18 protein-coding genes and 1 pseudogene are annotated in these 13,719 nt (G+C 36.0%); 5 read left to right on the forward strand and 14 right to left on the reverse strand.

Annotation, left to right across the window (positions count from 1 at the left end):
* Positions 1-35: 35 nt before the first annotated feature.
* Entirely contained in the window at positions 36-218 is a 183-nt protein-coding gene (locus IEX29_RS19650) for a hypothetical protein (protein WP_188736455.1), read from the reverse strand.
* A 386-nt stretch (positions 219-604) separates the two neighbouring features.
* On the opposite strand from IEX29_RS19650, the gene IEX29_RS27100 reads away from it, so the two are divergent.
* Positions 605-730, forward strand: coding sequence for a hypothetical protein (locus IEX29_RS27100; protein ID WP_268239104.1), 126 nt, complete (start codon positions 605-607; stop codon positions 728-730).
* Positions 730-1,368 (forward strand): RIO1 family regulatory kinase/ATPase domain-containing protein, encoded by a 639-nt coding sequence (locus IEX29_RS19655; protein ID WP_188736457.1) that lies wholly within the window; start codon positions 730-732, stop codon positions 1,366-1,368. Before IEX29_RS27100 ends, IEX29_RS19655 begins: the two co-directional genes overlap by 1 nt.
* A 37-nt stretch (positions 1,369-1,405) precedes the next feature.
* Here the strand turns inward: IEX29_RS19655 and IEX29_RS19660 are convergent, their stop codons facing one another.
* The 3 genes from IEX29_RS19660 to IEX29_RS19670 all read right to left on the reverse strand — a co-directional run bounded on the left by IEX29_RS19660 (position 1,406) and on the right by IEX29_RS19670 (position 3,737).
* A complete protein-coding gene (locus IEX29_RS19660; protein WP_188736458.1) occupies positions 1,406-1,966 on the reverse strand; it encodes a GNAT family N-acetyltransferase in 561 nt (186 codons plus the stop codon).
* 175 nt (positions 1,967-2,141) lie between these two features.
* Positions 2,142-2,516 (reverse strand): VOC family protein, encoded by a 375-nt coding sequence (locus IEX29_RS19665; protein WP_188736460.1) that lies wholly within the window; start codon positions 2,514-2,516, stop codon positions 2,142-2,144.
* A gap of 78 nt (positions 2,517-2,594) precedes the next feature.
* Positions 2,595-3,737: a glycerate kinase gene (locus IEX29_RS19670; RefSeq protein WP_188736462.1), complete on the reverse strand. Its 1,143-nt coding sequence runs from the start codon at positions 3,735-3,737 to the stop codon at positions 2,595-2,597.
* Positions 3,738-3,883: 146 nt separating this feature from the next.
* Between IEX29_RS19670 and IEX29_RS19675 the strand changes: the two genes are divergently transcribed.
* Entirely contained in the window at positions 3,884-4,978 is a 1,095-nt protein-coding gene (locus IEX29_RS19675; protein ID WP_188736464.1) for a CdaR family transcriptional regulator, read from the forward strand.
* Between the two features lie 159 nt (positions 4,979-5,137).
* On the opposite strand, the gene IEX29_RS19680 is transcribed toward IEX29_RS19675, so the two are convergent.
* From IEX29_RS19680 to IEX29_RS19705, 6 genes are all read right to left on the reverse strand, one after another.
* Positions 5,138-5,323 (reverse strand): hypothetical protein, encoded by a 186-nt coding sequence (locus tag IEX29_RS19680; RefSeq protein WP_188736466.1) that lies wholly within the window; start codon positions 5,321-5,323, stop codon positions 5,138-5,140.
* The gene (locus tag IEX29_RS19685) at positions 5,316-6,035 is read right to left on the reverse strand and encodes a DNA alkylation repair protein (RefSeq protein WP_188736468.1); all 720 of its coding nucleotides are present in this window, start codon (positions 6,033-6,035) and stop codon (positions 5,316-5,318) included. Before IEX29_RS19685 ends, IEX29_RS19680 begins: the two co-directional genes overlap by 8 nt.
* Positions 6,036-6,103: 68 nt before the next feature.
* Complete coding sequence (locus tag IEX29_RS19690; RefSeq protein WP_188736470.1) at positions 6,104-6,871, reverse strand: class I SAM-dependent methyltransferase; 768 nt, start codon at positions 6,869-6,871, stop codon at positions 6,104-6,106.
* Between the two features lie 637 nt (positions 6,872-7,508).
* Positions 7,509-7,934, reverse strand: a complete 426-nt coding sequence (locus tag IEX29_RS19695) for a DUF6157 family protein (protein WP_188736472.1) — start codon at positions 7,932-7,934, stop codon at positions 7,509-7,511.
* Positions 7,935-8,027: 93 nt separating this feature from the next.
* On the reverse strand, positions 8,028-8,897 hold the full coding sequence (locus tag IEX29_RS19700; protein ID WP_188736474.1) for an SDR family oxidoreductase: 870 nt from the start codon (positions 8,895-8,897) through the stop codon (positions 8,028-8,030).
* Positions 8,898-8,924: 27 nt separating this feature from the next.
* Entirely contained in the window at positions 8,925-9,344 is a 420-nt protein-coding gene (locus IEX29_RS19705; RefSeq protein ID WP_188736476.1) for a YhfM domain-containing protein, read from the reverse strand.
* 99 nt (positions 9,345-9,443) lie between these two features.
* Here IEX29_RS19705 and IEX29_RS19710 point away from each other — a divergent pair, with 99 nt between their 5' ends.
* Complete coding sequence (locus tag IEX29_RS19710; protein WP_373290703.1) at positions 9,444-10,253, forward strand: putative RNA methyltransferase; 810 nt, start codon at positions 9,444-9,446, stop codon at positions 10,251-10,253.
* A 144-nt stretch (positions 10,254-10,397) separates the two neighbouring features.
* On the opposite strand, the gene allB is transcribed toward IEX29_RS19710, so the two are convergent.
* A complete protein-coding gene (gene allB / locus IEX29_RS19715) occupies positions 10,398-11,753 on the reverse strand; it encodes an allantoinase AllB (protein WP_188736480.1) in 1,356 nt (451 codons plus the stop codon).
* Positions 11,747-12,115 (reverse strand): winged helix-turn-helix transcriptional regulator, encoded by a 369-nt coding sequence (locus IEX29_RS19720; protein WP_188736483.1) that lies wholly within the window; start codon positions 12,113-12,115, stop codon positions 11,747-11,749. The genes allB and IEX29_RS19720 overlap by 7 nt, the downstream gene beginning before the upstream one ends.
* A gap of 192 nt (positions 12,116-12,307) precedes the next feature.
* On the opposite strand from IEX29_RS19720, the gene IEX29_RS19725 reads away from it, so the two are divergent.
* On the forward strand, positions 12,308-12,889 hold the full coding sequence (locus tag IEX29_RS19725) for an NADPH-dependent FMN reductase (protein WP_188736485.1): 582 nt from the start codon (positions 12,308-12,310) through the stop codon (positions 12,887-12,889).
* 207 nt (positions 12,890-13,096) lie between these two features.
* On the opposite strand, the gene IEX29_RS19730 is transcribed toward IEX29_RS19725, so the two are convergent.
* A complete protein-coding gene (locus tag IEX29_RS19730) occupies positions 13,097-13,369 on the reverse strand; it encodes a hypothetical protein (RefSeq protein WP_188736487.1) in 273 nt (90 codons plus the stop codon).
* 81 nt (positions 13,370-13,450) lie between these two features.
* A pseudogene (locus IEX29_RS19735) lies at positions 13,451-13,699 on the reverse strand (GNAT family N-acetyltransferase); the annotation flags it as partial.
* Positions 13,700-13,719: the final 20 nt, after the last annotated feature.

The raw sequence follows: 13,719 nt of genomic DNA on the forward strand, positions 1-13,719 counted from the left end.
TCTTACCTCCACGCTCTTTGAAGTATCTCCATACTTCATTTGGATTTCATTTTCCTTTCCATTATTGGATGAATAAATACTCCGTACACAAACCCTCCTGTCCCAAAACCGATAATATTGATCCAATAAAGTTCCCCTCCAAGAATAAAGCTGACAATAAACATCATTACAGATCCTGTCAGAGCAAATAAAAGGCCGGTTTTCCAGCGCTTCTCCATTGCTTCACCGTTCCTTTCAGAGTCTTATATATATGTCTTCCCTTAAAGAAAACACAGAAAACGATGAATTAAATAGCTTTTATAAACATATGTATGCACATTATTCAATTTCATCATCACTAAAATTACAGGAATATTTTTCATCAGAAATTCTTATACGTTAAAAATTGCACTTATCGGACCAGCCCTATATAATAAATGAAAATATTAATTGAAATAAATCCCAAAGGGGAGTAGCATAATAGCAGCTGTCGTCATTACAGGAGAAATCCTCGGCACTGCTGGCAATCGATTGATTTCGTTGCTTGCGAGACCTTTGTCCAATCTGTGGGCAAAGGTCTCTTTTTTGTTAGCTTTTGCCACACTTACTTCAAGGAGGAAAAGAGATGTCTAAACTAACAAAGCTTCTAAAATCTAAAATGGGAAAAGAAGGAATCAAGCAAGCAAAAAAACATGGCTTTCCTATCATCAAAAAAGAGTTAGCCAAAAGGAAAGGCAATTTAAAAAAATAATGAAACGGTCCAGGTATGATCACTTTGCATCCACTGTTTTATTTGCTAAAAGAAATGGACGTATAAAAGTACTCAGGCATCATGATGATTTAAAGTTATATGGAACAGGAAGAAGTGCAGCTGTATTTAAAATAAAAAATGAACATAGAGTGATTAAAATTTTTTACCCGGCTTTTGAAAAAACAGCAATCGAAGAAAAACAAAACTATGAGAAATTAAATGGGAGTCATTATTATCCCAATGTATATGAAGCTGGAACCAATTACCTGGTTATGGATTTTATTGAAGGGAAGACATTCTTTGAATGCCTGGCAGAAGGAATTCCATTGAAGCCTCACTATATTGAGCATGTTGACAATGGCTTACAATTTGCAAAAGCAGCTGGATTAAATCCTTCAGATATTCATCTGCATAATCTCATCCTGACAAAGAATGAGGAAGTGCGTATTATTGATGTAGCACGTTTTTCACAGGAGAAAATGTGTACCCAGTGGGAGGATTTAAAAGATGGATATACACGGTATTATCAGCATACTTACTTCCCAAAAAAGATCCCAAGGCGGGTCATGTATTCTGTGTCAAAATTATACCGATTGTATAAGTATATATCTATAAAAAAACGGAAAAGAGTCAGATAGCTGGCTCTTTTCCTCCTAAAATCTTTATAAATTCAAGTTATTTATTTTGACATTTCATTAAATTCTGATGAAATAGTGTATAGTGAGATAGCTTGCGATCATTGTAACTTCTATCATCGATAAATTGAAACCCCATTTTTTCAATTACTCTCTTTGATTTAACATTATTTATCCTTATACGTGCAGTCAGCTTATTAATATGAAGAGAGTTGAAAGCAAAATTGATTACAGTCTCCGCTGCTTCTGAAGCATACCCCATTCCCCAAAAAGCGGGATCAAGCAGGTATATAATTTCTATATCTTCTGTATCATCAATATATCTTAAACCGCAATGCCCCAGCATTTCCCCACTGGATTTATTTACTGCCGCCCATACGCCAAAACCATATTGATCCCAATGTTTTATAATTTGATTCACATACTGCTCTGCTTCTTCCACAGTCATGCCTTTTCCTATACCAAGCCATTTTCCTACACTGTTTTTCTTCACTATTTTGTAAAACTCATTTATATCCTCAGCTGCAAATGGTCTCATTAAGATTCGTTCCGTGTTGAGATTCATATTTAGATTTTCATTTACTACATCATTCCTTCTCATTAATTAACTTAGCTCCTTCCCTTATTCAATTTCATATTTTCCTCTGATGGGTATCGGATAGGTAAAGTTATTATAATAATTTCATTTCCTGAACCTTAAGAGCATCTATCTGTCAAACCAAAATAGGATACCCATTTAGATACACTATCTTTTTAAAGGTTTCTTCCCAAAAACATTACCCGGTACAAATCATAATAATATTCCCATCCGGATCGTAAATGGTGAAAAATGAAAAATCATCAAAACGAGTAATTTCTGATTCAACATCGTATCCTAATTCTTTTATATAGGCATAGGAGTCATTAATATTTTCTGTATGAAAATTGAATATTGGATACATACCAGGCGATTGCTTTTTTGTAATACCTTCCGGGCCGGCGTCCAATGTTAAACCAGTATGATCAGCAATTTTAATATTATATACTGGCCTTTCTACAGCAGTTAAATCAAATTCCTGGCCAAGTAATTCCGCATACCATTTTACTGACTTCTCTAGATCACTGACATGTACAAAAATCGTGTTAATTTTATTTGTTACTGGACTGATCATATTTTCACCCTTTTTTAATATTTTCAGAACGAAAAAATTTTTTCTATTATATCCTTTATTCCCCTAAGACGCTTTCTCTTATATATGATTAACTGAATGAAAATAAGTTCTTACAACTTGTTCAGCACTTAATTCCAACAGTTCAGCCGCATTTCTAACCGCTGCTTCTAAAGTCATTGGTTTATTAATGATGCTGTGAATGCTTACAATACCAAAATCATGAAGCACTGCTGCATCTTCTCCGACCGATCCCGCTAAAATAACTGTCGGTACTCCCTTCATCTTCGCTGTTTGAGCCACTCCCATCGGTGTTTTACCTGAAGCAGTCTGCCCGTCTACTCTTCCCTCGCCGGTAATAACTAAATCCGTTCCTGTTAAATATTGATTCATGTTGCTATATTCCAGAACAACGTCAATTCCTCTCTCCACTTCACATGGGAAAAATGCCTGGAAAGCTCCGCCAATGCCGCCCGCAGCTCCAGCACCCGGCATATTATGCAGCTCGATTTCTGTAATCTTCGCAACATGATCTGCCCAATGTGCGAGATTTTGATCAAGCTGCTCTACTATTTCTGGAGTCGCCCCTTTTTGAGGTCCAAAAATATGAGAAGCACCGTTTGGTCCAACCAATGGATTTTCCACATCAGAGGCAATTAGAAAATGACAATCCTTAAGCCGGGAATCAAAAGAATCAGCCTCTATCGATGCAATTTTATCTAAAGAGCCGCCGCCGTATCCAATTTCGTTTCCATCTGCATCTAAAATTCTTAAGCCCAGTGCCTGCAGCATTCCGGCTCCTCCATCATTTGTAGCAGAGCCGCCCAGTCCAACTATAAAAGAAGTAAAACCATTATCCAGAGCCTGCTTAATTAACTCGCCTGTCCCGTAGGTTGTCGCTTCCAAAGGTGACAGCTCTCCATCAGAAAGCAGAGTAAGTCCTGAAGCTGCTGCCATTTCAATGACACATGTTTTCTTATCTCCTAAAACACCATACCCAGCTTCAACCTTATCACCCAAAGGACCTGTGACAACCACATTTCTTTTCTCTCCTCCTGTAGCAACAATTAGTGTTTCCAATGTTCCTTCTCCGCCATCAGCAACAGGTATTAAGGCTGTTTCTGCATCTGGAAAAGCATTTTTGATTCCTTTATTTATAGCATTGGCTGCCTCGACAGCGCTTAAGCTTCCTTTAAATGAATCTGGAGCAATGACAATCTTCACGTAAACACATCCTTAAGCGAACGTTTTCATCAATCTGTACTTTAAATTATACGAATCTTGATTTAATTTGTATATAGCTATATCATACAAAAATAAAGGGGTTATTATACTTATTTTCATCAGTTATAACCAAAGGAGAAGAAAGCATGAATATGTTAACAAAAGAAATCGCAAATGCTATTGTCAGAGAAACCTCTTTACGTTTAAAACGGAATGTCAATATTATGGATATAGATGGCGTAATTATTGCCACTCAGGATACGGAAAGGTTAAATACAGTTCATGAGGGAGCAGTAAAAGTGTTAAAGAACGGAGAAGCACTGGCCATTTATCCTGATCAAGGTGAAGTCTGGGAAGGTTCAGAGCCCGGGATTAATTTACCCATCACCTTTCATGACAATATCATTGGAGTCATCGGCATTACTGGAAATCCAGATGAAATGAAACATATCGGTGAGCTGGTAAAAATGACTACAGAGCTGATGATTGACCAGGAATTTATTACTTCCCAGCTTGAATGGAAGCAACGGACAAAAGAGATGATTATTGACCAATTAATAAAAACAAGCTCTTCCCAGAAAGCGATTCAACAGGGACTTGATATGTTAAAAATGGAATTAACACCTCCATTCATGGCATTTGTCATTCAAATAGGTAACCTCACTATCCAAAAACAAGAATTGATTCAAAAAATAGAATCTTTACTTGATAAGCAACCTGCTATAGCTGGATTTATTAATCTTAATCAGCTATTTATTGCTGCACCGGAATTTGAAGAGGCCGAAGCATTACGAAAAATAAAAACGATGCAGGAATTATTCCATAAACTGCATATTAAATTTAGAATAGCCTACAGCTTGCCTTTTCATAAACTGAACCAATTTCACCAGGCTTATTCCGAATGCGAGCTTGCCTTAAAAATCAGTGACCCGGAAACTGAAATTATTTCATTTAGTCAAATAGAAGTAAGAGCTTTGCTTTACCAGCTAGATCAAACGCTTAGAGAGAAATTTTCTAAACGAATCCTAAAAAATTTTGACGAAATGCAGGCAATCACATTAAAAGCATTTTTCGCAAATGATTTAAATATTCAAAAGACTGCTGACGTTCTGTTTCTACATCGGAATACACTGCTTTACCGGATAAATAAAATAACAAGTGAAACAGGATATAATCCAAGGATTTTTAATGATGCTCTTATTTTACAGGTTGCTTTGTGGATTAATGAACAGAATAAATAACGAAAAGTGAATTATGAAGCAAGAAAACAATCAAAAATCATCAACAGCAAAGGAATGCCATCCGACGGTGTTGATGATTTTCTAAAAACTTAAAAGCTGCCTATGCGAAGGGTCTTACATATCCACAAAACAAAGTCTTCTTCAACTTTTTCTATTGCATTATGATTTCTTTCCTTCGATTCCTTTCCGTATAAATAATACAGCAAAGAATCCTAAAACAGATAAAGCAGTTATCGCTCCAATTAGCCCCCAATTTATTTCTCCGTTACGGAGCACACTTACAAGCATAATTCCTGCAATAACACCTAGAAACAAATAAACATATGACTTTATTATATTAAGCACCTTCATCCCCCTTACTATTTTTCTCTTCATTTCTTTTATTTTTCTTAATAGCTTTTAAAGCTTCTGTTTTACTGAGCTTAGACAATGGTGTTTTATCAACAAACTCAAGTACAGACTGTGGATTTGTTTTGGAATATTCTCTCAGTGCCCATCCTATTGCCTTATTAATGAAAAACTCCTCCAATCCCAGGCATCGATTGATATATTTAAACAGAAGATCCTCATCTGTATGTGTTTTATATTTTAATTGAAATATAATTGCAGACCTTTGCAGCCATATATTTCCCGAATCTATCCATTTGCCGGTGACAGCTTTTTTATTCTGTGGATACTGCATAAAATAATGCCCTACATGCTTCGTTGCAATCCAATCTACTGTGTCCCACCAGGATTTATTAATGACTAGATACTCCAATAGTTCAATGTCTTCCTCTTCGAAATGTTTAATTTTCCGATCCAGCAATTCTAAAGCGATGCTCTGGTAATCTCTTTCAGGAAGTCCCCAAAGCTCCTGAATGATTTCTTGAAAATGTTCCTCTGGCGGAGTGCCATGGTTTTGGATTAAGGATTTTACTAATTCTTTTCTTTGCGGAGCTCTAAGACCATAAAATTCATATTGGTTACGCATATATCTTTTCATTTTTTCAGCTTCATTACTATCTGCATACTTCAATAATAAGTCATGAATTATTTGTGTGTATTCATAGTTCATTTATTTACACCTTTGTTTATTTGACATTTAAGGGGATTTCTTCTTATAAATCAGGATATATTTTAATGTTATCGCAGTACAGCTGTTATAAAACGAAGTGCACAAGTAAAAGTGGATTTTGTTCTAAACTCACCATATTTCTTATCCCATTCACCTGATTTAAGATCATGCTCAAGTCTTTTTACAAGCTTGTCTTCTACTCCTTCAGGTAAAAATCCCCAGGCTGACTGCGACAGCCGGATTTCTTTTTCTAAAAAGGCTTCCGGCCTCCCATAAAATGCCTCTTGAAATCCATCTGCACAGTCAAACGGAATTGGAATCGATTGAATAGTACATTCTCCCCCAAGTGCTTCTGTAATGAAATCCATCGTGGGATAACGTGCTTTTTCTACTTCAATCAGCTCCGGGAAATAATGTGCATTCCAAAAATTATCCAGGGCTTCCGGGTCAAAGGTCATAATTAAGACTTTCTCTCTTGAAACCCGCTGTAACTCTTGCAAACCTTTATGTATGTCCGGCCAATGATGAACTGTTACCATTGCCATAGCAGCATCGAAGGAATTATCATCAAATGGCAAGGAATCTGCGGTACCATTGATAGCTGGAACCTTTTGTGCTTTTTGACGTTGAGATCTCATTATACTCGATGGTTCTACTGCTATAACATACTTGTCTTCAGGCTCATATGATCCTGCCCCAGCACCTACATTCAATACCGTTTTTGCTGAGCCAAGGGCTTCATAAACATATTTTGCAATTCTTCGGTCTGTTTGTCTATAACCCGAATATTTTTGACCATGTTCATCATAGTTAAAAGAAGGATCTGTAATTTCCACAGCATCTCCCACTCCTTTTTTAAAGATTCTTTTGAAGCGTCATTGGGTCACTGCAACATAACTATTCTATTATTCTATACTTTGAACAACTTTTTGAATTTTATCAAAACTTTTTATAAATGAAACAACCTCATTTAAAACAATTAATCTTTATTAAAGAAGCAAACAAAATAAATTACAATTACCATGCTGTATTTAACAATCTTCCCAATAGTCTTGCCCGCATTTTTGTTATATAAAAACAATTATAATTATTTTAGAATTTGAAATACAAAATTAACTTGGCTTAAATATTTTTTTACAAAAAATGCACGCCTAGAAACTCTCCATCTGCTGTTAAAGACAAAAGGGGTCAAATAAGTGAAATATGTTAATGGTTTGTATATATCACTTGTATTGATAATGTTAGTTCATTTAATCGATAATACAATGTTTAATAATAAGTATTCCGGTATAGCAATCTTTATCTCTTTATTTATTTTCTTAGCCGGAACGATGTTTTTTATCAATGCAAAAAATCATAATAAATGAATACATAAAAATATTAAGAGCCAAGGAACCTGGATATAGCCGTTTTTTACGATTAATAAGTCTATATTTTGTGAGTTATCCTCTCATCTTTCTCTATGATTGTCCATTATTTTTTCCTGCTGCTTCGCATGGCCGGGATTATTTTTAAATCTCCATTTTTATTCTCAGAAAACTGCTTATACTCGGGTGTTCCGATACCGTAAAGAGCAATTTTTCCTTCCTCGTTAAAATGAATTCCCCAGCCCAGCTTTTTCGGCAAGGTAGAACTCCGTAAACAAGCTTGGGATTTTGCAAAGAAAGCCTCTTCTTCCGCAGCTAAATTTTCCTTTGAAATCTCCTTATGCCTTACATGTATCTCAAAGAGCAGCTCACTTTGACTATAGGTATAAGGATTAGCGGATAATAGTTCATATTCAATTTGCACTTTGGTCGGTTTCTTACCACGGGCTGCAGGAAGCTGTCCGGCTGTTGCCGTACTGTCTGGAGCTACAGTAATAAACGTCTGATAATAATTTAAATCCTTCTTCACCATGTGCTTGCCTCCCTGTTATTGATATTTTCTTTAACATACAGTTATTGATTGTAAAAGTAAATCTCCCGTCAAAACGGAGCTTTGCATAAATTCTTATAGTATCCATTCATATTCCGTAAAATCATCTGCTTCCAAGCCCGTCCACTGAACACTTCTAGTATATAAAGCTTTTTGAAGCTCTTCATTATACGAAACAGGGGATGTTCGTTCTGTCTTATTGTCTTTAAAAAATTCTCCAGTAACACCTTTTACTTCACTGGAAGCAGCTAAATAAACCGGACAAGCTGCGCCCTGCTCAGGATTTTTTGAAAATAACTTCATTAATGGTCTAAATAATTTAGGCGACATTCGTGTTGCCTGCGGTGTATAAATAAACCCCGGATGCAGTGCATTAACAGTAATATCACTGTCTGCCAATCTTTTCCCCATATAATACGTCATCATAAGAACTGCTGTTTTTGCAGTTTTATACGCCTGCATCCCTGAATAACTGGAAGAAGTCTGGTTTATTGCATCATCCGGATTAAACTTTTTATCCTGCATGACGGACGCTATATTAATGATTCTCCCTGACCCGGATGCCTTTAACTTATCGAGCAGCAGATGCGTTAATAAAAACGGCGCCAGATAATTAACTGCAAAGGTCATCTCAAAACCGTCCTCGCTGACCTGATACTGACCAAATACACCGCCGGCATTGTTTATAAGGACATCTAATTTTGAATAATGCTTTTGAACCTGCTCTGCCAGCTTTCTAATATCCTGCTGTGAGGACAAGTCAGCAACCAGCAATTCAACTTCCTTATTGCCAGTAGCATCCATTATATGCTGGCGTGCTTCTGCCCCTCTTTTCTCATTTCGGCACACTAAAATAATATGACAGCCTTGTTCAGTTAAAATGCGCGCTGTTGCAAATCCAATACCTGAATTAGCTCCCGTTATTAAGATTGTTTTTCCTTCCATCTATGATTTCGCCCTCCTTTTTAATATCTATGGATTTAAAATTTCTCTTAATTCCCGGGTCTTTTCTTTAGACATAAAATACACTCTGTCTTCATAGCCCAGATAGAAAAATGCACTTTGCTCCCCCTCTTCTCCCAAATAGAGTTTTAACAGCTGATCACCATCCTCACCATAATTAACCAGTAAATCATAATTAACATCTTCCAGCTTGGCTGTTTCTTTTTCAGCAGTTACTAAAGCATTTTTTAAAGTGTCCAGTCTATCCCGGTCACTAATCGTTTTAAAAAAATCATTATTAAATTTACCAAAACTAGTTGATTCAGAAATAGAAATTGCATTTATATCATATGTCTCAATCATCGGCATTTCCTTTTTTAATTGACAACCCATTAATGCGAAAGCTAAGGAAAATGATATCAAAACGATAAATAAAAATCGCAAGTTCACTGCGGTCTCCTCCAAATACATAATAATTGATTCAGGTCTGTTTATTTTTTACAATTTAAGGTACGCTTATCTATCAATAATAACAGAAAATTTAAATTCATACGATTATTCCCGTTTGAATCAAAAAGCTTTGTCTGCTCAAATAATCATACCTTTGACTTTTCCAAGCAAGGATATATCAACCTGATGCCCCGCCCGGTAAAAAGTATGTACAGCAGGAATCTTTTTCAGGCAAGACGGAAACTGATTACAGAGATCGGTTTTTTTGAACCGTTAAGTCAAGCAATTGCTGAAATGATATATAAGCATGCTGCGATTGAAAGAGAAAGTCTTTCGTTAATTGATATGGGATGCGGTGAGGGCTCGCATCTCTCTAACATTTGTGAAAATATGCGTTCTAAATATCAAAAAATAGTAACTGGAGTAGGGATTGATATTTCTAAAGAAGGGATACTGGAGGCTTCTAGAAGCTATGCCAATAAGATTTGGACTGTTGGTGATCTTGCGAATACGCCTTTTATGAATGAGCAATTCGATGTTATTCTGAACATCTTATCACCATCAAATTATAATGAATTTAACAGAGTCCTAAAAGCTGATGGGTTATTCATAAAAGTTGTTCCGCAAAGCAGCTACTTAAAAGAACTAAGAGAAATTATTTACAATCAGCCTGAAAAACAATCCTATTCTAACGTAGATATTGTTGAACGATTTAATGAAAATTTTCAAGTGATGGATAGCTCAAGGATATGTTATACCATTCCTCTTGGGAACACATTCATCCAATCACTGGTTCAAATGACACCTTTAGCATGGGAAGCTACAAAGGAACAGGTTAAATTATTATTAGATGAAGATTCAGCTCAAATTACAGTTGATTTAGAGATATTGATTGGTAAAAAAAGATAATATACACTTAAGAACCCTATAAAACAAACATATCCGTTGCGTTTTATAGGGTTCTTTTCAGATTGATATTCGTTATTTATATAAGTTCTTCCACATCAATCTTATGTTTTCTGAGAAAGTAATACGCAACAATTAAAATGGCTGTTATTTTGTCAATAGCTCACCTTTTGGTTCACCAACAATACCTTTTTCAAGGTCAAATACGACATTCCCGCGTAAGATTGTTTTGGTTACACGGCAGCCGATTTTTCTTCCTTCATAGGCGCTATGCTTGTTCTTATAGTATAAATTTTCTCTTGTTACAGTATAAGACCGGCCCGGATCTAAGAAAATAATGTCTGCATCCTTTGCGATTGCAATTTCACCTTTGTTTGTTAAATGGAAACGTTTAGCAGGGGTTGTTGCGATCAGCTCGACAAATCTTTCAATAGGAAGTCCGCGCTGCTTTACTGCAAGATCGAACATTAAGTCAACATTGTTCTGTGCTCCGCTGATACCTCCCCATGCTTCAAAAAGATTGTTGGCCTCTGTTTTTAAGTTCTCTGTACACGGCGAATGATCAGATGTTAACCAATCAATATTGCCATTTAATAATTCTTCCCATAACTTGTCATGGTCTGCTTTCTTTCTTATTGGCGGCTGACATTTTGCATATGCGCCAATCTCTTCTACATCCTCTGCAGACATTGCAAAGTAATGTGGACAAGATTCTACCGTTACATCTAACCCCTCAGCGCGTACTTTTAAAATTTCCTGTACTGCTTCCGAAGAACTAATATGAACGATATGAAGACGGCATCCTGTTTCTTTTGCAAATAATAATGCACGCTGTACTGCTTCAACTTCTGTAAATACTGGACGCGCCTCTGGGTAATCCATTGCAGAAACCTTTCCTTCACGGATGAACTCTGCTTCTAATTTCGAAGTTATATCCGGGTTTTCTGCATGAAGGCAAAGAATTTGATCTAATTCTGCCAGCTTTTTCATACCTTTATATAAGGTGAAATCATCAACACTTTCAAAATCCCCTGGAATATCACTGCCCACATTAGATAGAAATGCTTTAAATGCAGGAACTCCAGCCTTATCCAAATCCTCTAAATCGTCCATATTTCCTGGTACAAGCCCGCCATAGAAGGCATAATCAACATAGTTTTGCGTTTTAGCTGCCTCCAGTTTCAAATCAAGTGCTGCTTTATTTGTTGTAGCTGGCAATGCATTTAAAGGCATTTCCACATAACTTGTCGTTCCTCCAGCAGCTAATGCCTTTGATCCGGTTTCAAATCCTTCCCATTCCGTTCTCCCGGGCTCACTAATATGAACATGCGTGTCCACCATACCTGGCAGTACATATTGTCCGCCAGCATCCAGTATATCTGCAGATTCTTCTGTAATTTTTTCAGCGATTATGATAATTTTCCCATCTTTAATACCAATTTCAACCTTTTGGGGACCATCAGCTAATACTACCTCGCCATTCCGAATAATTAAATCTAACATCTCGGTTCCTCATTATCTTTCCCATGTAATTCCTCCAAATGTGCGAGATGTTCTGTTCCCCAGCTCCTCATGGATACTAACAACGGTGTTAACCCGTGTCCGTATTCAGTCATTGAGTACTCCACTTTTGGAGGCACCTGTTGATAGACTTCACGATGAACAATGTCGTTATATTCCAGCTCTCTTAATTGTGAGGTTAACATTTTTTTAGTGATTTCCGGGATAGCCCGCTGCAGCTCGCTAAAACGTAATTTTTCGTTTTCCATAAGATGAAATAAAATAATCGGTTTCCATTTACCAACAATAATATCTAATGCAACTTGAAGCTCTCCGCAGTTTTCACCAGCAGTCAAATTCGCCATTTTTAAATTTCTCCTTTATAAAGATATGCTTAAAATCCTTTTATATCAATTGGTTTCTTAAAAGTAACTAGGTTTATTTAAAGTGCCTTCTTCTCAAAAAGAAACTTTAGGTTTATTATAACTCTAGTAATCAAATTAATACAAACTTATTATTTGATTCATTTCATATAAATTTATACGGAGGGTTACAGCATGACTAGAATTGGTATTATTACAGGAAGTACACGTGATGTACGTGTTAATTTACAGGTTGCAGAATGGATTAAAGATTTTGCAGATCATAGAGATGTGGACGCAGTATTTGAAATTGTTGATATTAAAGAAAGTGGTCTTGGACGCTTCAATGAAGCAATTCCACCGCTTATGGCAAATAAAGAATATGCAACAGTAGAGCAGAGCGCCTGGTCAAGAAAAATTGATTCGTTTGATGGATTTATTTTTGTTACACCTGAATATAATAAAAATTTCCCTTCAGGTCTGAAAGATCATTTAGATTATTTAGGTTCAGAGTGGCATCATAAAGCAGCGGGAATCGTAAGCTATGGCTCTACACTTGGTATCGCAGCTTCTCTTGCGCTGCGCACCACTTTATCCAACTTAAAAATTGCAACAGTAGAACCACAAGGTGCATTCAGCTTATTTAATGATTTTGAAAACATGGCAACTTTCAAGCCAATGGAGGTTCATAAACCAAGATTTGGTGAGATGATTGATGATGTAGTTGCCTGGTCAACTGCGCTTAAATCTGTGAGAAAAGAAAAAGCGTTAGTGTAAATAAAATAGCTAAGTAATTCATCTAAAATGGATCCATTAAAATACCGAATCACTCCTAATTAAAGAAGTGATTCGGTATTTTTAATGGGTTATTTATTTACAACACCGCAACTAATTTAAGCTTCGATATGTACAATTTTTACGTTATTAAAAAGAGGCTTTAGTTCCTTTCTTTTTTCACCTTCCACCTACACCGGTCCAAAAAAATCACCATGGATATTCTAAGACCAGCAAAAAAACAAAAGCAACAATTGCAGTGTTTATTGCTGTTAAAAGGCTTGCTATAATGGATAATACTTTCTTCTCGTTTTTGTTGAACATTGCTATAAAAAACAAAATAATAGAGATAAGCGTACCGAGTAAAATGCCCACTATCAAAAATTTTGCTATCACTCCAACATAAAGCAAGAAAAGTATGGAAAGAGAGACAATGATGCTTATAGTAAAAAACGAAAAGCTTCTCCATGTATATTTCTTCATTTTGTTTCCCCCTCCATTACAATAAATACTACAACAGCATGATTTTAAGTCTATATTCTTCCTATTATTAATCTGCTAAAATTAAAACGGAAAACAGCTTTGGCGTGGATTCCAATTTCTTTTCAACAAAGAAAAAGAATAATGATCATAATACTTTCCTCTAAACAAATGCTTTTCTTTATAAATCCCTTCGTTCTTAAATCCAAGCCTTTCTAATAATTTAACAGAATCGATATTTTCTAAAGCAAAATAGGCACTAATCCGATTTAACGCTATATTTGTAAAACCGCTTTCAATCGCCTGTATCACGGACTCTTTCATGTATCCCTGTCCGCTATCTGTCCCGAATT

The organism is Oceanobacillus neutriphilus (assembly GCF_014645515.1).
Classification (GTDB): Bacteria; Bacillota; Bacilli; order Bacillales; family Amphibacillaceae; genus Oceanobacillus; species Oceanobacillus neutriphilus.